General features: G+C 37.6%; 16 protein-coding genes. 11 read left to right on the top strand and 5 right to left on the bottom strand.

The features are described from left to right. Positions 1-101 precede the first annotated feature (101 nt). The 6 genes from QZL88_RS01580 to QZL88_RS01555 all read left to right on the top strand — a co-directional run bounded on the left by QZL88_RS01580 (position 102) and on the right by QZL88_RS01555 (position 8142). Positions 102-1007, top strand: coding sequence for a sugar phosphate nucleotidyltransferase (locus QZL88_RS01580; RefSeq protein ID WP_296938246.1), 906 nt, complete (start codon positions 102-104; stop codon positions 1005-1007). Positions 1008-1124: 117 nt separating this feature from the next. Beyond that, positions 1125-2120 carry a class II fructose-bisphosphate aldolase gene (locus QZL88_RS01575; protein WP_296938245.1) on the top strand — a complete coding sequence of 332 codons (996 nt, stop codon included), beginning with the start codon at positions 1125-1127 and terminating at the stop codon, positions 2118-2120. A 1156-nt stretch (positions 2121-3276) separates the two neighbouring features. Further along, a complete protein-coding gene (nadA, locus tag QZL88_RS01570; RefSeq protein WP_296938243.1) occupies positions 3277-4281 on the top strand; it encodes a quinolinate synthase NadA in 1005 nt (334 codons plus the stop codon). Positions 4282-4383: 102 nt separating this feature from the next. After that, positions 4384-5964: an L-aspartate oxidase gene (gene nadB / locus QZL88_RS01565; RefSeq protein WP_296938240.1), complete on the top strand. Its 1581-nt coding sequence runs from the start codon at positions 4384-4386 to the stop codon at positions 5962-5964. After that, complete coding sequence (gene nadC / locus QZL88_RS01560; protein WP_296938238.1) at positions 5961-6821, top strand: carboxylating nicotinate-nucleotide diphosphorylase; 861 nt, start codon at positions 5961-5963, stop codon at positions 6819-6821. Before nadB ends, nadC begins: the two co-directional genes overlap by 4 nt. A gap of 559 nt (positions 6822-7380) precedes the next feature. Continuing rightward, complete coding sequence (locus tag QZL88_RS01555) at positions 7381-8142, top strand: class I SAM-dependent methyltransferase (protein WP_296944997.1); 762 nt, start codon at positions 7381-7383, stop codon at positions 8140-8142. 178 nt (positions 8143-8320) lie between these two features. Here QZL88_RS01555 and QZL88_RS01550 read toward each other — a convergent pair whose 3' ends face one another. Then, positions 8321-9427, bottom strand: a complete 1107-nt coding sequence (locus tag QZL88_RS01550; protein WP_296938236.1) for a Fic family protein — start codon at positions 9425-9427, stop codon at positions 8321-8323. A gap of 197 nt (positions 9428-9624) precedes the next feature. Between QZL88_RS01550 and QZL88_RS01545 the strand changes: the two genes are divergently transcribed. From QZL88_RS01545 to QZL88_RS01530, 4 genes are read left to right on the top strand one after another with little or no spacing between them, the layout of a single operon-like run. Further along, positions 9625-12393 carry a type I restriction endonuclease subunit R gene (locus QZL88_RS01545; protein ID WP_296938234.1) on the top strand — a complete coding sequence of 923 codons (2769 nt, stop codon included), beginning with the start codon at positions 9625-9627 and terminating at the stop codon, positions 12391-12393. Positions 12394-12407: 14 nt separating this feature from the next. Beyond that, on the top strand, positions 12408-13313 hold the full coding sequence (locus QZL88_RS01540) for a DUF5655 domain-containing protein (RefSeq protein WP_296938231.1): 906 nt from the start codon (positions 12408-12410) through the stop codon (positions 13311-13313). A 10-nt stretch (positions 13314-13323) separates the two neighbouring features. Then, positions 13324-14865 (top strand): type I restriction-modification system subunit M, encoded by a 1542-nt coding sequence (locus QZL88_RS01535; RefSeq protein WP_296938229.1) that lies wholly within the window; start codon positions 13324-13326, stop codon positions 14863-14865. A gap of 49 nt (positions 14866-14914) precedes the next feature. Next, the gene (locus QZL88_RS01530; RefSeq protein ID WP_296938226.1) at positions 14915-16069 is read left to right on the top strand and encodes a restriction endonuclease subunit S; all 1155 of its coding nucleotides are present in this window, start codon (positions 14915-14917) and stop codon (positions 16067-16069) included. Here the strand turns inward: QZL88_RS01530 and QZL88_RS01525 are convergent. Continuing rightward, the gene (locus QZL88_RS01525; protein ID WP_296938222.1) at positions 16062-17219 is read right to left on the bottom strand and encodes a restriction endonuclease subunit S; all 1158 of its coding nucleotides are present in this window, start codon (positions 17217-17219) and stop codon (positions 16062-16064) included. The two genes, QZL88_RS01530 and QZL88_RS01525, sit on opposite strands and share 8 nt — an antisense overlap. An 84-nt stretch (positions 17220-17303) precedes the next feature. Here QZL88_RS01525 and QZL88_RS01520 point away from each other — a divergent pair, with 84 nt between their 5' ends. Next, the gene (locus tag QZL88_RS01520; protein WP_296938220.1) at positions 17304-18230 is read left to right on the top strand and encodes a site-specific integrase; all 927 of its coding nucleotides are present in this window, start codon (positions 17304-17306) and stop codon (positions 18228-18230) included. A 146-nt stretch (positions 18231-18376) separates the two neighbouring features. Here the strand turns inward: QZL88_RS01520 and QZL88_RS01515 are convergent, their stop codons facing one another. The 3 genes from QZL88_RS01515 to QZL88_RS01505 are packed head-to-tail and all read right to left on the bottom strand — an operon-like array spanning position 18377 to position 24872. Then, positions 18377-21460: an AAA family ATPase gene (locus QZL88_RS01515; RefSeq protein ID WP_296938218.1), complete on the bottom strand. Its 3084-nt coding sequence runs from the start codon at positions 21458-21460 to the stop codon at positions 18377-18379. Further along, on the bottom strand, positions 21457-22641 hold the full coding sequence (locus tag QZL88_RS01510) for an exonuclease SbcCD subunit D C-terminal domain-containing protein (RefSeq protein WP_296938216.1): 1185 nt from the start codon (positions 22639-22641) through the stop codon (positions 21457-21459). The genes QZL88_RS01515 and QZL88_RS01510 overlap by 4 nt, the downstream gene beginning before the upstream one ends. Next, positions 22638-24872, bottom strand: coding sequence for an AAA family ATPase (locus QZL88_RS01505; protein ID WP_296938214.1), 2235 nt, complete (start codon positions 24870-24872; stop codon positions 22638-22640). The genes QZL88_RS01510 and QZL88_RS01505 overlap by 4 nt, the downstream gene beginning before the upstream one ends. Between the last annotated feature and the right edge of the window lie 44 nt (positions 24873-24916).

Genomic DNA, 24916 nt, shown 5'->3' with positions numbered 1-24916 from the left:
TTTTTGATAGATGAAAGTTCAATAATTATAGAAATTTATCAGATTTAAGCCTTAAAAGTTTATCTTTGTGGCTTCAAAAATTTAACTGAAAAATATTTATTATGAAACCTACTTTGTATGTACTAGCTGCCGGTATGGGAAGCCGCTATGGCAGTCTTAAGCAAATGGATGGGCTTGGGCCTAACGGGGAAACGATCATGGACTATTCTATTTATGACGCCCTTAGAGCCGGATTTGGAAAAGTTGTTTTCGTTATCCGCAAATCATTTGACAAGGACTTTCGTGAAAAAATCGTTTCCAAATATGAAAACCATATTCCGGTAGAAGTAGTTTATCAGGAACTGGACAACCTGCCAGAAGGATTTCAACTACATCCCGACAGACAAAAGCCATGGGGGACAAATCATGCCGTGATGATGGCGAAAGATGTTATCAAAGAACCATTTGCAGTTATCAATGCCGACGACTTTTACGGCCGTGAGAGCTACGCTATCCTAGCTGAGCAATTAAATAAAATGAACGGTACCGAAAACCATTATTGTATGGTAGGCTATCGTTTGAGCAATACATTGTCTGAAAGCGGGGCAGTAGCCAGAGGTGTTTGCGAAACAGATGACAATCATTTCCTGAAAAGCGTGGTTGAACGTACGCACATCGAACGCAAAGATGGAAAGATACAATATAAAGATGCTGAAAATTACTGGTTCGAAATTCCGGAAAACGCTCCGGTATCGATGAATATGTGGGGATTTACGCCTGATTATTTCGAGCATTCTGACAAGTATTTTGTCAAATTTCTTGAACAAAATGCAGGTAATCACAAGGCTGAATACTTTATCCCACTGATGGTGGACCATCTTATCGTAAATAAGACTGCTGATGTGAAAGTTTTAGATACTCCTTCCAAATGGTTTGGTGTTACATATGCCGAAGACAGAGCAGGAGTAGTGGAGAAATTACAAAAGCTAGTAGAAAAAGGAGAGTATCCAAGCCCATTGTGGAAATAATGCGGATTAGGTTATTTTATCTTTTTTAGGCACTTAATATCGTATAAATTTGTTACTTTTGTAACGATTAAAGGATTTATTTTATTCACAATTATTATAAATAAAAATTCAAAAACAATGGTAAGTTACAAAGACTTGGGATTAGTAAACACTAAAGAAATGTTTGCTAAAGCAGTAAAAGGCGGATATGCAATTCCTGCGTTCAATGTTAACAACATGGAGCAGTTGCAGGCTATCGTTCAGGCTGCTGCTGAAACAAAGTCACCGGTTATCGTACAGGCATCTAAAGGTGCTCGTCAATATGCAAACCCTATCTTGTTGCGTTATATGCTTCAAGGTGCTGTAGAATATGCAAAAAGCTTAGGTTGGGAAAAACCACAAATCGTACTTCACTTAGACCATGGCGATACTTTCGAAACTTGTAAAGACTGTATCGATTCAGGATTCTCTTCTGTGATGATCGACGGTTCTCATCTTCCATATGATGAGAACGTAGCTCTTACTAAAAAAGTAGTGGAATATGCTCATCAGTTCGATGTGACTGTTGAAGGTGAACTAGGTGTATTGGCCGGTGTAGAAGACGAAGTGTCTGCAGAACACCACACTTATACAAAACCTGAAGAAGTAGTAGACTTCGTTACAAAAACAGGATGTGATTCATTGGCTATTTCTATTGGTACTTCTCACGGAGCAAACAAGTTTACTCCGGAACAATGTACAAGAGACGCTAACGGTCATCTAGTTCCGCCTCCATTGCGTTTCGATGTATTGGAAGAATGCGAAAAAGAACTTCCGGGATTCCCTATCGTACTTCACGGAGCATCTTCTGTACCTCAGGAAGAAGTTGAAACTATTAACAAATACGGTGGTGCACTTAAAGATGCAATCGGTATTCCTGAAGAACAACTTCGTAAAGCTGCAAAATCGGCTGTATGCAAAATCAATATCGACTCTGACAGCCGTCTGGCTATGACTGCTGCGGTACGTGAAGTATTTGCTACTAAACCGGGTGAATTCGATCCTCGTAAATATCTTGGACCAGCTCGCGATAACATGAAGAAACTATACAAGCACAAAATTGAAGCAGTGCTTGGTAGTGCAGGAAAAGCTTAATACTAATAAGCCTAGATAATAGAAAGAAGCTGCCCCGGTGGGGCAGCTTCTTTTGTTATAATAAGTAATCATTTCAATCTGTAGCTGAAATTATTCTTGTCGTATAAAATTGTTCGATTCTTTAATGCAAATTTTACTACGCGCAATCACAGATTGCTTGTATTACTTTTTTCCTAAGCAAAAAAAGTAATCAAAAATGCTTTAACGCCCCGCTTCAAAGGCCGACCCGTAACGGATGAAAAGACGAAACGGAAAAACTCGCTGGAAAAATTGGATAATCCGAATCGGTGGATAAGCTCAAACACGTTTCCGTTTTTTTCATCTTTTCATCCTACGGGTACCCCGTCCATGAAGCTAACGGCGCAGGCTGACGCACTAATATGGGCAAAGCTCCCCTCACTTGTACGCGTCAGCCTCAGCGCATTAGTTACGCAGGCGGGGTACCCACACGGTACAGACGGCGTGGAAAGGGACAGGGCGATAGCCCGTTTGTCACTTTCAGCCGGCAAAACGGTTTTGGGTCGCCGAGGAACTTAACGCTAGCTTTTTGCTTACTTCTGGGCAATGCCAAAAGTGAGGACAAGCCTGGGAGGACGCGGCAGTCTTGATCCGAATGATAACAGTTTTTACAAAGAATGCTTATACTTATGAAAAGAATACAACGTTTAAATACAACTATTTAATCTCTATAATAAACCGCAGAATGATTTATAATATTTCTTTTTGTTTATCTATACATAGAAATTATATGCTGAAGGTTCTTTGAAATGATTATGCTGGAATTTTATTGTGGTGTTTTGATAACGAAGAAAGTAACAAACAGGAAAGTTAGGAAAAACTGTTACATCTGTTACCTTTTAACTATATAATGAAAATAAAGGTTAATTAAAAGAGCGTTTCAATTGATTTTTAGTTAAAATGTAATTGCATGGATACTTGAGATGTTATTTCTTGCGGATAATAGTAACAGGAGCTAATGTACAAGCCTTTCATTTATACATCCGATTTTCGGATAAATCAGTTTTTATAAGTATTTTTGTTTGCTAAACTTAAAAACTAAAGCATATTTGAAGCAGCTATAGTTGAAGAGCTTAATGATAAATGTTTTACAATACTTATTTACTAAAAAAACGAGTAATTCTATTTCACAAAAGATATGACAACATTCGATAAAGCGGTTGAATTACTACCAGTAAAAGGCTATCTGAATATGGAAATACCAAAGGGGATAGACCTGATAGAAGAGATCAACCGTATGCGGAAAGAGAAGAATGCTATAATTCTCGCTCATTATTATCAGACAGGAGACATTCAGGATATAGCTGATTTTCTTGGCGACAGCCTGCAATTGGCACGTGCAGCCGAAAAAACGGATGCAGACATGATTGTTTTCTGTGGTGTTCACTTTATGGCGGAGACTGCTAAAATACTTAATCCGACCAAGAAAGTGATATTACCTGATTTGTTGGCCGGGTGTTCATTAGCAGATTCCTGTTCAGGAGAAGGTTTGAGAGAGTTGAAAAAGAAACATCCCGGAGCGATTGTGGTAAGCTATATCAACTGTGACTCGGGCGTAAAAGCCGAAAGCGACATCATAGTAACTTCATCCAATGCCGAGCATATTATAAATTCGCTGCCTGAAGAGCAAAAAATAATATTTGCTCCTGATAAAAATCTGGGACGATATATCAATCAGGTGACAGGTCGTGATATGATACTTTGGGATGGAGCTTGCATTGTGCACGAAGCTTTTTCATTGGAAAGGATTGCAGAGCAAATGCTGAATCATCCGAAGGCGAAGTTAATAGCACACCCTGAAGCTCAGAAACCTGTATTACAGGTTGCACATTATATCGGTTCTACTGCAAATCTGCTTAATTATGTAGTAAATGATGCGGCAGAGGAATTTATTGTAGCCACCGAAGAAGGTATATTGCACGAGATGCGTAAACGGGCGCCCGGAAAGAAACTTATTCCGGCACTTACTATCGATGATAAATGTAATTGCAGTGAATGTCATTTCATGAAATTGAATACAATGGAAAAATTGTATTTATGCATGAAATACGAACTTCCTGAAATCCTGATGGATGAAGAAATACGCATTAAGGCACTGCGTCCGATAAATAAGATGCTGGAACTTTCGAAAGCAATTAAGTAGATAATAGGAAATTAAGAATTAAGAATTAAGAATGAAAAATGGCACAGACGCTAAGTAATTCATAATTCATAATTCTTCATTCATAATTTTTTAATTTATAGAATGATTTATACAGATGTTCTTGTAATCGGCTCAGGCATATCAGGACTTTCTTATGCGATGAAAATAGCGCAGCAGAAACCGGATGCTAAAGTTACAGTCATAACCAAATCGGATGATGAGGAGTCGAATACAAAGTATGCCCAGGGTGGTGTAGCTGTTGTAACGGATTTTACAAAAGATAGTTTCGAAAAACATATCGAAGATACCCTACGTGCCGGAGACGGATTATGCAAAAGGGAAGCTGTGGAAGTAGTGGTGACCGAAGGGCCTGAACGTATTCGCGAAATAGTGGAGTGGGGGGCTAACTTCGACAAAAATGAGTTTCAGGCATATGATTTGGGACGTGAAGGCGGCCATACAGAAAATCGTGTAGTACATTATAAAGATATTACCGGAGCAGAGATAGAAAGAGCTTTGTTGAAAGCTATTGAGCGGTTACCTAATGTGGAGCTGCTCAATCATCATTATGTGATAGACCTTATTACGGAACATCATATTCCGGGTGAATCATTCGATAAATATAATCTGAACTGTTACGGAGCTTACGTCCTCGATCTGAAGACGCAACGCATAAAGAAGATGTCCGCCAAAATAACACTTATGGCAACAGGTGGCTGCGGACATGTATATAAGAATACAACCAATCCGATAATCGCTACAGGAGATGGTATAGGTCTGGCACACAGAGCGAAAGCCAGAATCAGTAATATGCAGTTCATCCAGTTTCATCCTACTGCATTTTATAGCCTTACCACCGGGCAATTGCCATTGATTTCGGAGGCTGTAAGAGGTTTTGGTGCAAAACTATGCACTGCATCGGGAGAAGCATTCATGCATAAATATGATGACAGGGAAGAGTTGGCATCGCGTGATATTGTGGCCCGTGCTATCGATAGCGAAATGAAGCTGCGAGGAGACGATTATGTATGTCTCGACTGTCGCCATCTAAACCAGGGTAAGTTCATGGAACATTTTCCAAATATCTACAAGCAGTGTAAAGATGCCGGACTGGATATGTTCAGGGATTTGATACCTGTTGTACCTGCCAGCCATTATCTGTGTGGAGGTATAGATGTAGACCTGTTCGGACAAAGCACAATTAAAAATATGTTTGCTGTAGGCGAATGTTCCAATACGGGATTGCACGGCGCAAATCGTTTGGCATCGAATTCCTTGCTCGAAGCGTTGGTGTTCGGTCATCGTGCAGCTGTGAAAACGTTGGAACGACTGCGTGAGGACAACTTTAACTATGAACAGCTTCATAAAATTCCGGAATGGGATCAGGAAGGAATGAAAGTAAATGAGGAAATGGTATTACTGAATTATCTGCGCAAAGAATTACAGACATTGATGAGTGACCTCGTGGGTATAGTTCGTAGTAATAGACGCCTAAAGTTGGCAAAACAGAAAGAGGAAGAGATATACAGGTCGGTGAAAGAAATATATAACTTTTCCATTTTGTCACCCCAGTTATCAGAGTTGCGTAATCTGGTAAGTGTCGCCTTTCTGATAATAACCCAAAGTATGGAACAAACAGAAAATAGAGGTACATTTTATAATAAAGATTTGGATAAGAAATGAATAGACCACCTTATGTAACGGATGAAAGACTATATCATTTTATAGATGAAGCTATAAAAGAAGATATCGGAGACGGTGATCACTCTACTTTAGCCAGTGTCCCTGTCGGTTTGAAACAGAGAGCACGACTGCTAATCAAGCATGACTGTATTCTGGCTGGTGTAGATCTTGCTCAGGAGATATTTCATTATTATGATAAGAGCCTGGAGATAGAAGTATATAAGAATGATGGGGATAGCGTGAAGGAAGGCGATATTGCTTTCATTGTATCCGGTTCGGCGCGTTCTATCCTTACAATGGAACGACTGGTTCTCAACTGTATGCAACGCATGAGCGGCATAGCTACTTATACGCACGAAATGGTGGAGTTATTGGCCGATACCGATACCCGCATACTCGACACCCGCAAAACATCTCCTATCTTCCGTATGTGTGAAAAATGGGCTGTGTATATCGGCGGGGGAAAGAATCACCGTTACGGGCTTTTTGATATGATAATGCTGAAAGATAATCATAACGATTATGCCGGAAGTATAACCAAAGCTGTGGAAGCTACAGTGAAATATCTGAAAGAGATAGGAAAAGATCTGCAAATAGAAGTGGAGACCCGTAATCTTAACGAAGTGAAAGAAGCGTTGGCTACAAATGCAGTGGATGTGATTATGCTGGATAACATGTCACTGTTTGAAATGGCAGCGGCGGTACAGCTCATTGATGGTGCTGTTAAGGTAGAGGCGTCGGGTGGAATCACGAAAGAATCAGTGCATGCAATAGCCGAAACGGGTGTGGATTATATCTCTTCGGGAGCGATAATATATGCTGCTCCGAATATTGACCTGAGCCTGAAAGCTTTCTAAGTAACTAATTAAGGTATTTCAGCGAAAGTCCAGCCGCTTTTCGTCCCATTAAATACTTTTGCGTAAAAATTTAGTACTTCTTTTGTATTACCATTAAATACTAAGTAAGATTTAAGTTTCATATTCTAATGTTTTTGGATTTCGATTATTGATGCAAAAATATTATACAAGGTTGACAACAGTGTGTCAGTAAGTTTTTAAAAGTTATAAATGATCTTGAAAATCAGGAATCCCATTATACTTTTTTATTCGGGGATTTGAATTTAGGTTATTAATTAGGTATATAGTCTAATATCTAGAAGCAAGCTAATGCCCTCGATCTTCCTCCGGGATTGTTTATTTGTTAGAAAATATTATAAGTTCTCACCATTAATTATTTTTTCATACCTTTGCAACATGACACGTAATTTACTTAAAACGGATTTGGTTTAGTAAACAATTTGTATTTCTTATACAGATTGTCCTTTCGTTTACTCTCGGATAACTCCTTTTGAGAGTGATTTTCTATTATTTATAATTATAGTTTTTAATCTTGCGTACAGTGATCAAAAGCATTGCTATGCTTTCCTTGTATGCTACATACATTACAACAATGAGTAACGAAAATATTACCACTATTCACGAATTCGATTTTAATTTTATCTGTGAATTCTTTTTAAAAATGAAACGTCAAGGGCCCGGTAGCCCTGAAATAACCCTGAAAGCATTGAGCTTTATAGATAATCTTACCGACAAATCCTTTATTGCTGACATCGGTTGTGGAACCGGCGGGCAGACTATGGCGCTGGCTCAGCATATACCCGGACAGATTACAGGTTTCGATCTTTTTCCTCAATTCATTGACCGGCTCAATTGTAATTCCAAAGATTTGAATCTTCAGGGCCGGGTGAAAGGTATTGTACGTTCAATGGATAATCTTCCTTTCCAGAATGAGGAGTTAGACCTGATCTGGTGTGAAGGAGCTATTTATAATATCGGTTTTGAACGGGGGCTGAGAGAGTGGCGTAAGTTTCTGAGATCGGGGGGATATATAGCTGTAACTGAAAGTGCCTGGTTTACAGAAAAGCGTCCGGCAGAAATTGAAAATTATTGTATGCCGCATTTCCCTGAAATGAATACGATTTCCAATAAAGTAGCTCAAATACAGACTGCGGGATATATGCCCGTTGCCACCTTTATCTTACCCGAAACTTGCTGGACAGATCATTATTTTACGCCAATGATCAGAGCACAGGAGGCGTTTCTTGATAAATATGCCGGAAATAAAACAGCAGAAGAATTCGTAGAACTTCAACGTTATGATGCTGGACGGGACAAATAGTCTCACGTACAATCACCTTATATTCAAGTATTTATAACACCTCGAAAATTAAATCCTCCTAAAAGTCCTCCTTTTGATAGGTGGGTTGATTATCAACAAGTTACAATACTATTAAAGAACGCTTTATTGTCACTGCAAATATAATCAAAATAGTCTATTTCAGAGATACTAAACCAAGTTATTCTTCAACATCAAAACCAAGTTCGTAATTAGTACTCCGCCCACCTTGTGCCTCTTTGCGAAGTATACCTTTCGAAATCAAATCCTGAATGTCACGAAGAGCCGTGTCAGATGAACATTTTGCTATCTTTGCCCACTTCGATGATGTGAGTTTACCGTCAAAGCCATCCAAGACCTTATTGAGAATCAAGTTTTGACGATGATTGAATTGTATATCTTTATATTGCTCCCAAAAATTGGACTTAGATAAAACTTTTTTTAAAGTCAAAGCAGTAACATCGAGTGCATCATATAAACAATCAAGATACCACTTAAACCAAGGAGTAATATCTCCACTGCTGTGTTGCACTTTCTGCAACATCTCGTAATATCTCTTTTTTTGTGCAAGTATTTGGCTCGACAAACTGTAAAACCGCTGGTTACTATTATCAGAACGTGCAAGTAAGAGATCGGATATTGCTCGAGCAATACGACCATTACCATCATCAAAAGGATGTATAATAATGAACCAAAAGTGAGCGATAGCAGATTTTAATACAGAATCTAACTTTGTATCACTATTGAGCCACGTAATAAACAAATCCATCTCTTTGGGAACACTCTCTGCAGGCGGAGCTTCAAAATGTACTTTTTCTTTACCCATCGCCCCCGAAACTACCTGCATTTCTCCTGTGCGATATTGCCCCACCTCAATTTTTTGCATACCACTTCTACCTGTAGGAAACAATGCTGCATGCCATCCGAAAAGTCGCTCGTTATCAATTGGTTTTTGATAGTTTTGCGTTGCATCAAGCATCATGTCAACAACACCTTCCACATATCTGTTCGAAGCTACCATCCCAGCTGTTTCAATTCCCAAACGACGCGCAATCGAAGAACGTACTTGATCGTAATTAAGCCTTTCTCCCTCAATCTCAGATGACTTAATAACATCTTCGGTTAATGTAGCTAATGAAGTTGTCTCTTTCAAAGAAAAGCCCAAAACATTCATTTGACCGATGATTTTCCCTTGCAGATGACGAACCTCTCCAAGTATAGGTTGAATTTGTTTGTCATCCCAACTAAAATCAGGCCATTGCGGATATTGGTAAATATATTTTGCCATTGTTTAATTAATTTATGCGGTAAAAATACGAATTATTCTCCGTAAATTTGCGGAGAATATAAGTTTTATTCACCGCAAAAAATGTTTGGGTATACCTCTCTTCTCTCTAATAATAACTAACGGTTTCAAGGAGTGAAAGTTTTTGACAACTAACAACAAATACTTACCTTTGAAGAATATGCCAATAATAATAAATAATGACATCAACCCAATCCGAACAAGCTTTAGAATCAGGTCTAATAAAGACCCTCGTTTCGATGAATTACCAAGCTGTAAAAATTGAAGATGAAGAAGCTCTTATTAACAATTTTCGAAAACAACTTGATAATCACAATAAGATAGTTCTTTCAGACGACGAATTCGGGCGAATAATGATTCATCTCGAAAGTGGTTCTATATTCGATAAAGCTATCAAGTTGCGCGACAAATTTTCCTTAGTTCGTGAAGATGGTACAACGAAATGGATCGAATTTCTTAACACGCAAGAGTGGTGTAAGAACGAGTTTCAGGTATCAAGTCAAATCACAGACGAAGGACGCCGTAAGTCGCGTTATGATGTTACGATTTTAGTGAATGGACTTCCTTTAGTTCAGATTGAATTGAAAAAACGAGGTATAGAACTGAAACAAGCATACAGCCAAGTGCAACGTTATCATAAAACTGCATTCAAAGGATTATTCAAATACATTCAGATATTTGTAATATCCAATGGTGTTAATACCCGATATTTCACAAACAATCCTAATCAGGGATATAAATTCACATTTCCGTGGGCAGATTTCAAAAACAATCATATAGACCGTCTTGATATTTTTGCAGCGATGTTTTTTGACCAATGCACACTGGGTAAAATGTTGGCAAAATATGTTGTATTGCATCAATCAGATAAGTGTCTTATGATACTTCGTCCGTACCAATACTATGCTGTTGAAGCATTGATTGACAAGGTTGCCAATTCAACTAAAAACGGATATATTTGGCATACTACCGGTTCGGGAAAGACACTAACATCGTTTAAGGCTGCTCAATTAATTTCTGAGATGCCTGACATAGATAAGGTGCTGTTTGTTGTTGATAGACATGATCTTGATACGCAAACCAAGAAAGAATATGATGCGTTTTCACCTGGAGCTGTAGATAGTACAGATAACACCAAAGCCCTTGTAAAAGCATTACAATCAAACAAAAAGTTGATGATTACCACAATTCAAAAACTAAACAATGCCGTTCAAAAAGAACGGTTTAGTAAAGGATTGCAGGACGTGAAAGAAAAAAATATTGTGATGATTTTTGATGAGTGTCATCGGAGTCAGTTTGGGGATATGCACACTAATATAACAGATTTCTTCAATCATATTCGCTATTTTGGATTTACAGGTACACCTATTCTTGCTAAAAATGCGAATGACGGACGAACCACGAAAGATATTTTTGGGGAACGTCTGCATGAATATCTCATCAAAGATGCTATTGCGGATGAAAATGTGTTGAGCTTTTTGGTGGAATATCATGGTAAATGGAAAAAAAGAAACGAAGATGACAAAAAGGTCAAATCTATTGATACGCGAGAGGCAATGATGAGCGACAAACGTATGGAAGATATTGTAGATTTTATCTTGGACAACTATAATACTTCTACCTACGAACGTGACTTTAATGCGATGTTTGCTGTTGGGGGCGTACCCATGGTTACAAAATATTACGATCTATTCAAGAGTAGGAACCACGATTTAAAAATAGCAACAATATTCACTTATACTCAAAATGAAGACAGCGAGGATGAGCTTACCGGAATGAACGAGGGTTTTGTCTCAGATGGCAACACACGTGATATTTTGGAGGGGTATATCCGAGATTATAACGAGATGTTTGGAACGGACTTCAACACCGATAATTTCAACCTATACTACGATGATATCAACAAGCGAATGAAAAATCGTCAGATTGACCTCTTGTTAGTAGCAAATATGTTTCTCACAGGATTCGATGCTAAGCGGTTAAATACACTCTATGTAGACAAGAATCTTAATTATCATGGTTTGTTGCAGGCATTTTCGAGAACGAACAGGGTTTTGAATGAGAAAAAACGGTTTGGCAAAATAGTCTGTTTTAGAGATTTGAAAGAGAATACAGATGCAGCTATTTCGCTATACTCTAATAGCAATTCGTCAGAAATAGTTTTGATGAAACCATACCAAAGCTTAGTTGAAGAATTCAATAATCAGGCTATTAGTTTTTTAGAAAAATACCCCACAATAGATTCAATATCGGAGTTTCAGTCGGAACAAGATAAGCGTACATTCGTCATGCTTTTCAGAGCGATGCTCCGTCTACGGACTCAGATGAAAGGATATAATGAATTCAATGGAAATGCTTTAGAGATAAAAGATCAGCTATTTGCTGACTTTCAGAGCAAATATTTAGATATGTCAAATCAACTTGCCGTTAAACCAATAAATCCAGATGCCGAAAGCATATTATCGGATATTGATTTTGAGCTGGAGCTTATCCATCGTGACATCATCAATGTAATGTATATTCTTGCTTTGTTGCAAGAATTGCGCCCAGAGTCGGCATCATATAACAAAGATCGAAAAGCGGTGCTCGACACAGTGAATGGCGATCCTGTTTTGAGATCAAAAAGTAGACTTATTGACGAATTTATACGCATCCATATAGATGGTAGACAGGATAAAGACACACCCAGTGATATAGAAAGTGATTTAGATAAGTATATCATAGCCGAACGTGCAAAAGCCATTGGAAAAGTAGCTGCCGAAGAGGGTGTCAACGAAGAATTGTTGCATGAATATATCACAGAATTTGAGTATCTTGGTAAACCCAAGAATGAAATTATCAAAAGGGCGATTGAACCACTGATATTAACATTTAGGGAAAACCAAGCGAAGAAAAAAAGCATTATTGAAAAAATGCAAGATATTATTAAACTGTTTAGTTGGAATTAAGGCAAATTAAATTTATGATACTATACAAATCCCTAGGTGATAAATTGGAGCAGATTAAAGAGAAACCTTTCAAGCTCGAAAGAGATATTCAGAATTTGTTTGAACAAAATCTACCTCTCATTATGGGGTTAGAATTAGTCAAATCTGAATTTACCATTAAGAGTAAACGTATAGATACACTTGCCTACGACCCACAATCAAAGGCTTTTGTTATTATCGAATACAAACGAGATCGGAATGCAAGTGTTGTTGATCAAGGGTTTACATATTTAAGTTTGATGCTCCAAAACAAAGCAGATTTCATTTTAGAGTACAATGAAGGACTAGAGAAAACGTTGGCACGTGATAGTGTAGACTGGTCGCAAACCCGAGTTGTATTTGTTTCTACTGATTTTACTGAAAATCAAAAAGAAGCAACTAATTTCAAAGATCTTGCTATCGAACTCTGGGAGTTTAAGAGATTCGAGAATGGAACGGTTACTATTTCGCCTATACGTAAAACAAAATCGGCTGAGAGTATTAAGCCAATAACTCAAACCAATACAGAACTAAAGGAAGTTACAAACGAGATAAAGGTTTATACAGAGGAGGATCTTCTGCGTGGAAAATCCGAGGAGGTTATAGAGTTATATGAAAAATTTAAATCATCCATTCTCAATCTTGCTGATGGAATAGAAGTTAGGCCTCAGAAATTTTATATTGCATTCAAAATAGGAAATAATAACGTTTGTGATTTTGAGATACAGAAAAACGGTTTAAAATTAACTATCAATATTAAGAGGGGTAATCTTGATGACCCCAAAAATATTACTCGTGATATTTCATCTGTCGGGCATCTCGGAAATGGAGACTATGAAGTAAAAGTAGCCGATGATAAAAATCTAGAGTATATAATGAGTCTTGTTAAACAAGCAATCTAAGTACAATATTATGAGCGAAGAACAACAAAGAATACTAAAAGCACAGCTTTGGAAGATGGCGTGCGATATGCGTGGAAATATGAATGCCAGTGACTTTATGAATTATGGACTGGGATTGATATTCTACAAATACCTCTCTGAGCGAATAGAGTTGTACATTAATGAACAACTTAAAAACGACAAAATAACCTTTCAAATTGCATGGGCTACCGAGGACGAGGAATTTAAGCAAGAGCTGAGAGAGGCTGCCATTGAAGAAATAGGATATTTCCTTGAGTCGGAGTTTCTGTTTTCTACACTCATTGCAGATGCCAAGGTTGGCAAGTTTATACTTGAGGTTTTGGGTGTAGCATTCAAGCGCATCGAGGATAGTACATTGAGCGCCGATTCGCAAGATGATTTTCAAAACTTATTCGATGATGTGGACTTGACATCTGCCAAACTAGGTAAGACAGCGGACGATAAAAATAAATTAATAAGTAGCCTCTTATTAGCTCTCGACGAAATAGATTTTCGACTGGAAGATGCCGAAATAGATGTTTTAGGAGATGCTTATGAATATATGATCGGAGAATTTGCTGCCGGTGCTGGACAAAAGGCAGGCGAATTTTATACTCCGCAGGAAGTGTCAACTATTCTCGCACGTATTGTTACGGTAGATCATTCTCGGTTACGTAATGTTTATGACCCCACCTGCGGTTCGGGTTCGCTGCTGTTACGTGTAGCCAAAGAGGGCGGAGCCGAATTTATATATGGGCAGGAAAAGAACCCTACTACCTACAACCTCGCCCGAATGAATATGCTATTGCATAATCAACGATACGATAAGTTCGAAATACGTAGTGGTGATACGTTAGAGGACGACCAATTTGAGAATGAAGTGTTTGATGCCATTGTAGCAAACCCTCCATTTTCAGCTAATTGGACTGCCGATAGCAAATATAATACCGACGATCGTTTTAGCCGTGCCGGAGCATTAGCCCCCAAAAGCAAAGCCGATTATGCCTTTATTCTACACATGATACATCACTTAAGTGATGGTGGTACAATGGCTTGCGTGGCTCCTCACGGGGTGCTGTTTCGTGGAGCATCCGAGGGTAAGATTCGCCGCTATTTGATTGAGAACAAAAACTATATTGATGCCATTATTGGACTGCCAGCCAACTTATTTTATGGAACTAGTATTCCTACATGTATACTAGTTTTCAAAAAATGCCGAAAAGATGGCGATAATATTTTGTTTATTGATGCCTCAAAAGCATTTGAGAAAGTAAAGAATCAGAATAAGTTGAGAGAGGAGCATATAGACAAGATTGTGGATACTTACGCTACTCGTGCCGAACTCGAAAAGTATTCTCATCGCGCTTCACTACAAGAGATTATTGACAACGATTTTAATCTAAATATTCCTCGGTACGTAGACACGTTCGAAGAAGAAGAGGAAATAGATATTCATGCCGTAATGCGTGAAATTAAAGAACTCGAAGCAAAACGCAGCGATTTGGATAGCCAAATTGAAGTGTATCTAAAAGAGTTAGGATTGGTTTTTTAGTTTTGGATAAATCCTCAATGTTAAATTGCAAAGCATTACAATGACTGGTATGAAAGAAGAGAGAAAAAATAAGGGCAACGTTCCAAATTTGAGATTCCCTGAATTTGAGGGCGAGTGGGAAGTGAAGAAGTTGGGAGAGATTCTTAAAGTTGGGAGTGGTAGAGATTATAAACATCTAAAAGAAGGAAATATTCCTGTTTTTGGTACTGGAGGCTATATGACCTCTGTGAATGAATTTCTTTTTGATGGGGAGTCGGTATGTATTGGGCGAAAAGGTACAATTAACAAACCATTCTATTATAATGGTAAGTTTTGGACTGTGGATACGTTATTTTATACTTATTCGTACAAGAACGTTCTACCTAAATTTGTATTCAATGTTTTTGAACAGATAAATTGGTTAATGTATAATGAAGCATCTGGTGTTCCTAGTCTTTCAAAAAGTACAATAGAACAGATCGAGATTTCTATTCCCGATATTTCTGAGCAACAAAAAATAGCTTCTTTTTTATCTCTGATAGACGAACGTATTGCAGCCCAAAGCAAAATAATTGAGGGTTTGAAGGAATTAAAAGCTTGGCTCAGCAAACAACTATTTAGTCGCAAGCTCCGCTTCAAAGATGATGATGGGGCAGATTTTCCAGAATGGAAAACGCAGCTATTAGGAAATGTTACAATGGTTGTAAGTGAAAGAAATAAAAACAATGAAAAACTTCCAGTATATTCAATAAATAACAAAGACGGATTTGTTCCTCAAAATGAACAATTTGAAGGAATTGATAGTGATGATAGAGGTTATGACATCAAACTATATAAAGTAATAAACAAACACACTTTTGCATATAATCCAGCAAGAATAAACGTTGGTTCAATCGGGTATAGTGGCAATTTAGAGAATATAATTATTAGCTCATTATATGTTTGTTTCAAAACCCAAGACTCCATAAACGATAATTTCTTGTTTCATTTCTTTAAAACTAATTCATTTAACAAAGAAGTTTTGAAGAATGTTGAAGGAGGTGTGAGGGATTACTTATTTTATGAAAATTTCTCCAAAATTAGATTTGAACAGCCTTGCATGGAGGAACAGGGCAAAATAACTGATTTTCTTTCTTCTTATGATTATAAGATCAGAATAGAGTCTAAAGTATTACAACAATTAGAAATTCAGAAAAAATACCTCCTCAAACAGATGTTTATATAAACATCTGTCGTAAAAGATAATGTTTTTGTTTGGTCAGCAAGTCAAATGTTGTAGTTTCAACTTCTACTTTATTGTCGATTTCAGAAAGGAAATCGGCTATTTTTTTCTGTTCAGTGAGGGATGGAAGATTTATAGTTATATTTTTTACAATTTGTGCCGATAAATTACCTTGTCCACCTTGAAGGTATGTAGAAATTATATTTTCCTTATTACATCTTAAGAAATGATGAAGGAAATTAGTATTTTGCATACTCTTAATAACTAACACTGCTTGATTTATAGCACCTGCTATTTGAGATATTGCAACCTCTCCACTGGTCGCACCATATAAGGCTAGTAGTAAATCGCCTTTAGATACCATTTTTGCTGACGAATTTTTCAAAGCCTCCTCATTGATGAACTGTTCTGTTTTATCAGATGAAATTTCTCCCGACTTAATAAATGGAATATTCCCAATATAATAGCTATTATTTGTCGAAGTAGGTGTTCCGCCTGAATACGTTTCTGCTATTTCCCCTAATTTCGTTTCCACCCACTCTGGAAAATCATTCCCATTCTCATCTTTGAAGCGGAGCTTGCGACTAAATAGTTGTTTGCTGAGCCAAGCTTTTAATTCCTTCAAACCCTCAATTATTTTGCTTTGGGTGGCAATCTGATCGTCTATCCGAAATAATAGCCCTCCTATTTTCTTTTGCTCTTCATTGGAACAAATTGATATTGGGATATTTCCAAGATCTGTACCCGATATTGCAGGATAACTTGTACCCGTACAGCGAAGCATTACTTCTTGATTGAATTGAGGAGAATTTAATAATTGATAAAGGAAATCAATATTATGCTTTGTCCGTATTTGTGCATATCCTGTGGAAGCTACCCATTGCTTACTGCCTTGTCTATGATAAATATAATTGTTTAACTGATAGGGGCGTACACATTGAAATAATATATCTTTATCCGAAAGAACTCTTTGAGCTCGGCTCGGAGCTTCCGACCTATTTATATGATTTGTACTTATCAATACTCCTTTAACTACTGACTCTAAATCGACGTAAACAAATTCACTTTCTAGAGTAGATACTTTCGGGTTAACCGTGCACTCATTTCCAAGAAATGTCACTTCCCACTCGCCCTCAAATTCAGGGAATCTCAAATTTGGAACCTTAAGGATAAAACTTCAGGATTTTTTGTATCTTTTAATTGATACAAGTATTAACTAATTTAGAATAAAACAACAATGGAAAACAAAAAAAAAGTCAAAGAAATCATTGACTTATGGGCGGTAGACAAAAAGCAATATGTGAAAAAATCGACCTACTCGGCTTATATGCTCCTGATCGAGAATCACATACTATCTGCTTTTGGGGATATGGACAAAATACAAGAAGCCGAGGTACAGTCGTTTGTTTTTGAGAAACTAGAAGTGGGGTTGAGCCAAAAGTCTATCAAGGATATTTTAATAGTTTTGAAGATGGTCTTGAAGTTCGGAGCAAAAGGTGATTTGTTTGATTATAACCCATTTGATATTAAGTTCCCTACACAGCGAGAAAAACAGAATATTGAAGTGTTGAGCAGATCGGATCAGAAGAAAATAATGAACTATGTTCAAACGCATTTTACTTTTAGAAATTTGGGGATATATGTGTGTCTGGCTGCGGGGATGAGAATTGGGGAAGTTTGTGCACTGACTTGGGACGACATCAACACAGATACGGGGATAATAAGCATTAGGCGGACAATTCAGCGTGTATATGTTGTGGAAGCAGGCAATAGACATACCGAAGTAATACTTGACACTCCAAAAACTCGAAATTCTATTCGGGATATTCCAATGACTCGCGAATTGTCTCGAATTTTGAAACCCATCAAGAAGGTGGTTAATAAAGATTTTTTTGTCTTGACAAACGAAGCTAAACCAACAGAGCCAAGAACCTACCGAAGCTACTTTAAGCAATTTATAAAAGCATTGGGTATTCCAGAATTAAAATTTCACGGCTTGAGGCACAGCTTCGCTACACGTTGCATCGAAAGTGAGTGCGATTATAAAACAGTAAGTGTACTTCTCGGACATTCTAATATAACTACGACATTGAATCTATATGTACACCCCAATTTAGAGCAAAAGAAAAAATGTATAGATAAGATGTTTAAGACTTTGAAGTAGTATTTAAGACGGGAGCCTTTGAACTCCCGTTATTTTTATAAAACTCCATAATATTCTATAGTTTGATAATATAATACCCTCCGTTCTTTGAGTGTGGCTTGAGGTTTTCGGGCAAAATCAATTTTTGATTTGTAATTTACCTGTTTCTATTTATAACCACCGCTCACCTCAACTTTACTTCTTCCATTTGAGGTTTTAACAACTCTGACTTGGGTTGTGATTCGTTCGGTCATTTCAGCTACGTGCGATATTACCCCGATTTTTCGACCTTGGGTTTGTAATTGTTCTAGTGCATCCATCGCTATACGCAATGTATCTATATCGAGCGAACCAAAGCCTTCGTCAATAAATAGTGACTCTACTTTCATACGATTTGATGACAAAGAGGATAAGCCCAATGCTAAAGCTAAGGAAATTAGAAATGATTCTCCTCCGGACAGAGAATGTACTGTTCTCACCTCGCCTAGCATATCTAAATCTACAACTTGCAAACCTAATGTATCGGGAATACGCTGTAATTCATAACGTTTGGATAACTCTTGCAGATGTTTATTCGCATAAGTCAGCAAAGCTTCAAGTGTATATCCCTGAGCTAAGACCTTGAACTTTGCACCATCAGCTGAGCCAAACATATCGTTCAATTTTTTCCAGTTCTCAGATAAAGTACTCTTTTCTGTAAGTTCTTTTTCGAATGCCTTGATCTTAATCTGCCCCCTTTCGTGATTAGCGACTAACATATCTATTTCGGTATTCCGTTTCGTCTTTTGTTCAATATATGAGTTTCTTTCCGCCAAAATAGTTTTTAGTATTTCTTGCTCCTCTCCATCCGCAAGCTTAATTTCGGCCTCGTAATGTTTTTCGAGGTTTTTTCTACGTTCAGCAAGTGTTGCCTGGGCTGATGTTTTATTTTCCCGAAATCGGCTTAAAGCTTCTCGTTCGGATGTGAGCCAGCTACTGTCCTTTGATAACAGTTCCGTCAATTGCTCTGCCGAAATTTCTCCATTTTGGAGGATAAGCCAAGCATCAATTGTTTTTTGTAAATCTTCGCAACGTTTAGACAGGTTCGAAATGTCAGCCAAAATCTGACTAATAATTCCTGCGAATGTTTCGCCTTTGGTTGCTATTTCTCCTTTTGATGTAGTTAGCTTTTTGAGTCTGTCGGCCGTTTTGTTAGTGGTATCACCAAGTATTTTTTCAATAGCATCGGCAGATTTTCCATCAAGAACTTCTGACCGATTGCCTTGCAGTTTTTCTAACTCAGTCTTGCTGTTTTTATATTTAGCCTCTTTACTCAATGCCTCCTCTTTGATTTCTGCTAGATTTTTATGTTCATGCTCCAATGAAGTTTTCAACTTACCAATCTGCTCATTGGTTGTTGTTTGCTCCGAAATATATTTATTCCAAAGTTCTGTTATTTTTTTTAGTCTATTTTGTAACTGCCCTTGTTCAAATTCCTGTTGCCAAGTAGGTAACCCACCAAGACAATCAGTTAATTTAGCAAGCGCTTCAGCGGATTGAGTGGCATAACTGTCAATCATCGATTGTAGCCGAATATTTTCACTCTTGCCTTTGTCTATACTATCTGCAAGTGATGTTATTTTATCGCTTACCTCCTTTTTCGCTCTGCTTAGCTCCGCCTCTTCCAGACTTTCACCCTGAATATCAGCCATCGGGTGATGCAGACTTCCACATACAGGACAAGGATTCCCGTCTTGTAGCTTTGCTCTCAGTACCGCAATCTCGGCAGGAAGTAAGTTATTCAATCTTTCAGCTTCCGTTTTTAGCCCAACAAGTTTTTGTTCTTCTCTATAAAGTATCTCTTTGGACTCTGCTAGTGTCTTCGAATTATTTGTACCCTGTTTTTGAGCAGTTTCAACATCGTTGAGTAGATTGATAATTAAATCAACCCTCGGAACAATATGGACATATTCTTTATGGTCGGCAAACCAAAGATTATTTTTTTCTATCGTTTTTTCTGCCGTTTCCATCGCTGATTGTGTAGCGAGAATAGATTTTTCTATTTTTATCTTCGATTCAATCGTTTGCTGATACTCCTTTGTTACACTCTCTAAATTAGATTTGGCTCCAACAATGCGAATATCCAATTCCCGAGCTTTCTTTATTTGCGGCTCTATTTTACTAACTTCTTCTAAATGTCGCACTTGTTCCTTCTCACAAGCCATAAGTTGCTCTGTAGCCTGCTTCAACAACAAGGCATTGGCGTCACGATCAGATTGTTGTTTAGTAAGATTAGCACGATTGTCCGCAAGTTGTTCCTGTGAATTTTTCAGTGCATTATAGTCGTCTCTAATACCTTGTACTCTATCGGTTTTGGCAAGATACTCATATCTTGGCTTTGCTTCTTCAATCGCCTTTTGAGAATCCGCCAGCTGATGTTCTGCTTGTTTTACACCATTAGCAAGAAGTTCTTCATCAGTTATCCACTTGATTTTTGCGGTCAGCTGCGTTACCTCAATTTTTAGCGTTTCGAGTTCCAGCAATATTGCTTGCTTCTCGGTAGATAATGCTTCCAAATCATCATCCGAAAGCAGTTCTATCCCTTTGATACGCTCTTGTAATAGAGTCAAATCCTGCTCAGCATTTTTTGATTTCTCATAAATGGACGATGAAATACGCGAATAAATATCTGTCCCTGTCAATTTTTCAAGCAACTCGGCTTTTTCTTTTTGTGTAGCTTTAAGGAATGTGGCAAAATCTCCCTGAGCAAGCAATACAGCACGAGTAAACTGATCGAAGGTAAGTCCGATAAGTTCAACTATTTTGGCTAACAATTCTGTTTTACGCCCCTGTACTTCAAGATTTGTAGTTAGATTCGTAAGTCTAAACTCAGTATTTTGCAGTGAACCGTCAATTTTATCGCGCGATCTGCGAACACTCCAACGAGAACGGAATGTTTCGCCACCAAGCGATTTGAAATCAACCTCTGCATATCCATCACTGGTGCCACGCCTTAAAATATTACGGCTGTCGGTGTGGTTAATTGTTTTATCCTTAACATCGATTATTCTTATACTCTCTGCTGTTCTATTGCGGGGAATATCGTCAAAGAGAGCTAAGCACAAGGTGTCGAGTAGAGTCGACTTACCCGAACCCGTACTACCTGTTATGGCAAATATTCCTGCCGACTTTAATGGTTCAGCAGTAAAATCTACTTCAAACTCCCCCTCCAATGAGGCGAGATTCTTTCCTCTAATTGCTAATATTTTCATCGTTCAACTTCCTGTATTACGCCTTCCAGCAAACATTTCATTGTCTCGGGCATATCCTCCCCTCCATACTTTCGTTTGAAAATATCGTTTGCCATGTCCATCGGATTGATGGTCTGTAGCTCTTCGTAAGTTATCGCCTTAGACCCTGTTTCGTACTTAGGAGTAATGGCGGAAATACGAGCCAGTCGTACAGATTTTGTCTTCAGTGCCTGTTCTATTTGATGTCTCAACGATGGTTCAGGTTCGGTTATCAATACTTTTACCTCAAGATAAGGCGATGTTTCGGATATTTCTCCATCGGGCAACGCTGCTATTTCATTCAACACTCCGCTAAGGGGCATTGGTTCGGAAGGTATGCTCAACAGTTTGACAGGTGCATCGAATAGAATACGCTCAATCTTTGTCGTCTCAGCTATATCGATGAGTACAACGCCTTGTTTATTGTTCTTTTCGGCAAACGACATAGGTAGAGGAGAACCCGCATAACGCACATTCTCTCGTCCCGAAACCCTTTGTCCACGATGCAGGTGTCCAAGTGCTGTGTAGGTAATCTCTTTTGCAAAAGAGTCTGGCGAAATACACTCCAACCCACCAATAACAGTACGTTCCGAACGGTCATTCTCTGAAATTTCCGAACCCGTAGCTTGCAAATGCCCCATTGCAATTATAGGTTGTTTCATATCTTTTATCTGCTCGAATATGGCTTCATACATTGCCTTAACGCCTTGTGCGTATGTTTCGGCATGGGGATAATCGCCTTGACGAAGATAGGGTACTGCCAAACAATATCCGCCTTTATTGATCGGAATTACCATGTGCTTGAAATCAATCTCGCCATCGGTATTGCGTTTAACTACTCCCCGAACAGTGATGTTCATATCTTCCAACAGCGGATTAGGTGCTTCGAGCCGGGCTGCCGAATCGTGATTGCCCGCAATGATAATTATTTGCAGATCGTGATTTTCAGCCGTCATCTCCCGCAAAAATCGATAATACATTCTTTGCGACTCTGCGGACGGGTTGGGACTATCGAACACATCACCCGCAATCAAAAGCACATCTACTTTCAAGTCATGTATTTGTTTTTTCAACCATGCCAAAAATTGAAGATGCTCCGCCTTGCGGTCGTATTCAAAAAATGTCTGCCCTATGTGCCAATCGGCGGTGTGTAGGATTTTCATACAGTTTCTTGTGTTTCAGATCCGACACCCATCATCATATTGTAGTGGTCAATATGATTCATATTTTCAAAAGTTCTCTTAAAAACAGTTGAAAATTTATCATTGATAGCATCTGGATGCTCAACATGCAAGTCGTCAGAAATACAATGTGAGCCATCATTAACCCAACAGAGAAGCGATCTACATATTTCTTTTTCGTGAGGGTTGGAGAAACAATCAATTATATCATCATCCGTTTTTTTGCCCATAGTTTTGAAATATGTTTCAAGAATTCTTCTCATAGTATTTTGAATAGTAATACCTGAGAGTTTATCGGCATGCCTTAGTTCATCCCAAAGTAGTTCATAAGATCCTCTAATTGGATTTTTCTTAAGATAATTTTGAATATTCGATGTGCTACCATTTTTTCGTAAAATCCAATGGTGAACATCATCTCGATTATTGTCTTTTCTGTCTATGTAGGAAACTTCTTTATGGAAATAAACATTGTGAGTAAGAATAATTAGTTGTTTAATATTACCTGCTCCTTTTTTTATGGACTTAATAACCTCTTTCAGAAGAGAGCTGACCACAAAAAGCACAGTACTATCCAAACTTGATATTGGATCATCAACGACTAATACTCTATCTTCTGATATTGAATCTTCTGAAATACTGCCCTTTGCTAATTGCAAAAAGTAGAGAAATGTTATAAAAGTCACCTCTCCTTCACTTAGTGTTTTTTCAGCGATACTTCCATCTTCTCTTTTTATTTGATATTGATTTGGTTCTGTTTGGGATGATACTATTTTGAAATTATCAAACCCATATGCCATTAATGTGTCATTAATGGCATCCACCGATGGTTGAACACTTGTTACACCTTTATTAGCTTCTTTAATTTTAGCCTCTAACTCTTTATAACTATTAACTAATTCACCTTTTTGCTTTTGTAGAGCATCTATCCCTTTCTGGCCTCCTTCTGACTGTTTTACAAATCTATCAATTTCAACTTTATTAGCTTCTGTAAGGAACTTCCAAACATCAGATATGAGATTGGTCTTTTCTACTTGAAAATTGGCTACAATGTTATTATGCTCATTTATCTCTATATTAGCTTTGTTAATTAACCCTTGAATGTTTTCTAATTGTTCTTGGGATGAACTAATATCAATGCTCCGACTTGGCTCTTTTAATTTATTATTTAGTCGGTCTTTATTAGAGACAAACTGTTGATTAAGAGTTTTAAGATAAGCCTTAAACATCTCTATGTTCAGCTTGGTATTTTTGTTCGTTGATTCAGCAGATTCTATTGCTTCTAAAATGTTGGATATATTTTGTGAGCCATTAGCATATTCTTCGCTTAGTTCATTAATTGTCTTGGTGTCAGAAATAAATGATTCATCAAAATATGCCTCAAGTTGGCGTCTAAAATCATTATCTATCGTTTTCCTCTGACAAAATGGGCATATTTCGGTTTCGTTATCTAAAAGTAATCTTCCTTGATTAACCCAGTCATTTAGATTCAATCTCTGGATTAATTTACCTATCTCAATGTCTGATTTGCCAATAATTTTTTTATTCCAAATAGTATTATTTTCAATTTCGGTTAATCGTCGGAAATCAATAATGCCAAAGATATTCATTGTTGTAGGAGTTTCTCCAAAAATCGTTTTGGACTTCTCTTTCAGTTCGTCAATCGTCTTTACAGGTCTTTTGTTTGATTGATATTCTGATAGTAGTTTGTTTTTAAATCGCTCTTTAGACTTTGAGCCATCAAAAGCAGGATTGAAAATATTTTCAAACTTTTTATAAATGTTCGCCCAACAGTTATCTTGAAAACTAGATTCTAATTGAGTTTTTTCTTCATTCTTATTTTTAATAGTATCAGCCTTTTGAGTTCCCTCATCTTTTATCTCAGAGAGCTTTTTTTGCATTTTTGCAATCTCCTCAAGATGTTCTTTTGTTGCATTTCCAAGCGTGAATACCCCATCTATTTTACCTTTTCCAAAGTTCTTATCTCGAAATTTTTTGTTATATGTCAGCACTTTTAATGGAGTTGTGTTTTCCCAAATAAGTTCACAGCCCTTATTTTGAAATTCAGGAGAATTAGGAGAATCAATAAAGTTTGTAATGGTAGTTTTCCCACTACCATTTGAACCATAAATGAAATTCACTTTCTTAAGGTTATTAATTGTAATACCCTCAGACGAATAAGTTGCTACATTTTTTATTGTTATTTTCTCAATCATGGTATAAGCTTTTTATTTTTCAACAATCATTATTTCCTCTTCCG

It is taken from the genome of uncultured Dysgonomonas sp. (assembly GCF_900079725.1).
Taxonomy (GTDB): domain Bacteria; phylum Bacteroidota; class Bacteroidia; order Bacteroidales; family Dysgonomonadaceae; genus Dysgonomonas.
Note: the sequence above shows the minus strand (reverse complement) of the source record. Positions and strands in the feature narration are given on the sequence as shown.

Bases quoted from the DNA above. Each gene is read 5' to 3' on its own strand.
- QZL88_RS01520 (WP_296938220.1), top strand. From the start codon at position 17,304: ATGGAAAACAAAAAAAAAGTCAAAGAAATCATTGACTTATGGGCGGTA.
- nadA (WP_296938243.1), top strand. From the start codon at position 3,277: ATGACAACATTCGATAAAGCGGTTGAATTACTACCAGTAAAAGGCTAT.
- QZL88_RS01535 (WP_296938229.1), top strand. From the start codon at position 13,324: ATGAGCGAAGAACAACAAAGAATACTAAAAGCACAGCTTTGGAAGATG.
- nadC (WP_296938238.1), top strand. From the start codon at position 5,961: ATGAATAGACCACCTTATGTAACGGATGAAAGACTATATCATTTTATA.
- QZL88_RS01510 (WP_296938216.1), bottom strand. From the start codon at position 22,641: ATGAAAATCCTACACACCGCCGATTGGCACATAGGGCAGACATTTTTT.
- nadB (WP_296938240.1), top strand. From the start codon at position 4,384: ATGATTTATACAGATGTTCTTGTAATCGGCTCAGGCATATCAGGACTT.
- QZL88_RS01575 (WP_296938245.1), top strand. From the start codon at position 1,125: ATGGTAAGTTACAAAGACTTGGGATTAGTAAACACTAAAGAAATGTTT.
- QZL88_RS01580 (WP_296938246.1), top strand. From the start codon at position 102: ATGAAACCTACTTTGTATGTACTAGCTGCCGGTATGGGAAGCCGCTAT.
- QZL88_RS01550 (WP_296938236.1), bottom strand. From the start codon at position 9,427: ATGGCAAAATATATTTACCAATATCCGCAATGGCCTGATTTTAGTTGG.
- QZL88_RS01540 (WP_296938231.1), top strand. From the start codon at position 12,408: ATGATACTATACAAATCCCTAGGTGATAAATTGGAGCAGATTAAAGAG.
- QZL88_RS01555 (WP_296944997.1), top strand. From the start codon at position 7,381: ATGCTTTCCTTGTATGCTACATACATTACAACAATGAGTAACGAAAAT.
- QZL88_RS01505 (WP_296938214.1), bottom strand. From the start codon at position 24,872: ATGATTGAGAAAATAACAATAAAAAATGTAGCAACTTATTCGTCTGAG.
- QZL88_RS01545 (WP_296938234.1), top strand. From the start codon at position 9,625: ATGACATCAACCCAATCCGAACAAGCTTTAGAATCAGGTCTAATAAAG.
- QZL88_RS01530 (WP_296938226.1), top strand. From the start codon at position 14,915: ATGAAAGAAGAGAGAAAAAATAAGGGCAACGTTCCAAATTTGAGATTC.
- QZL88_RS01515 (WP_296938218.1), bottom strand. From the start codon at position 21,460: ATGAAAATATTAGCAATTAGAGGAAAGAATCTCGCCTCATTGGAGGGG.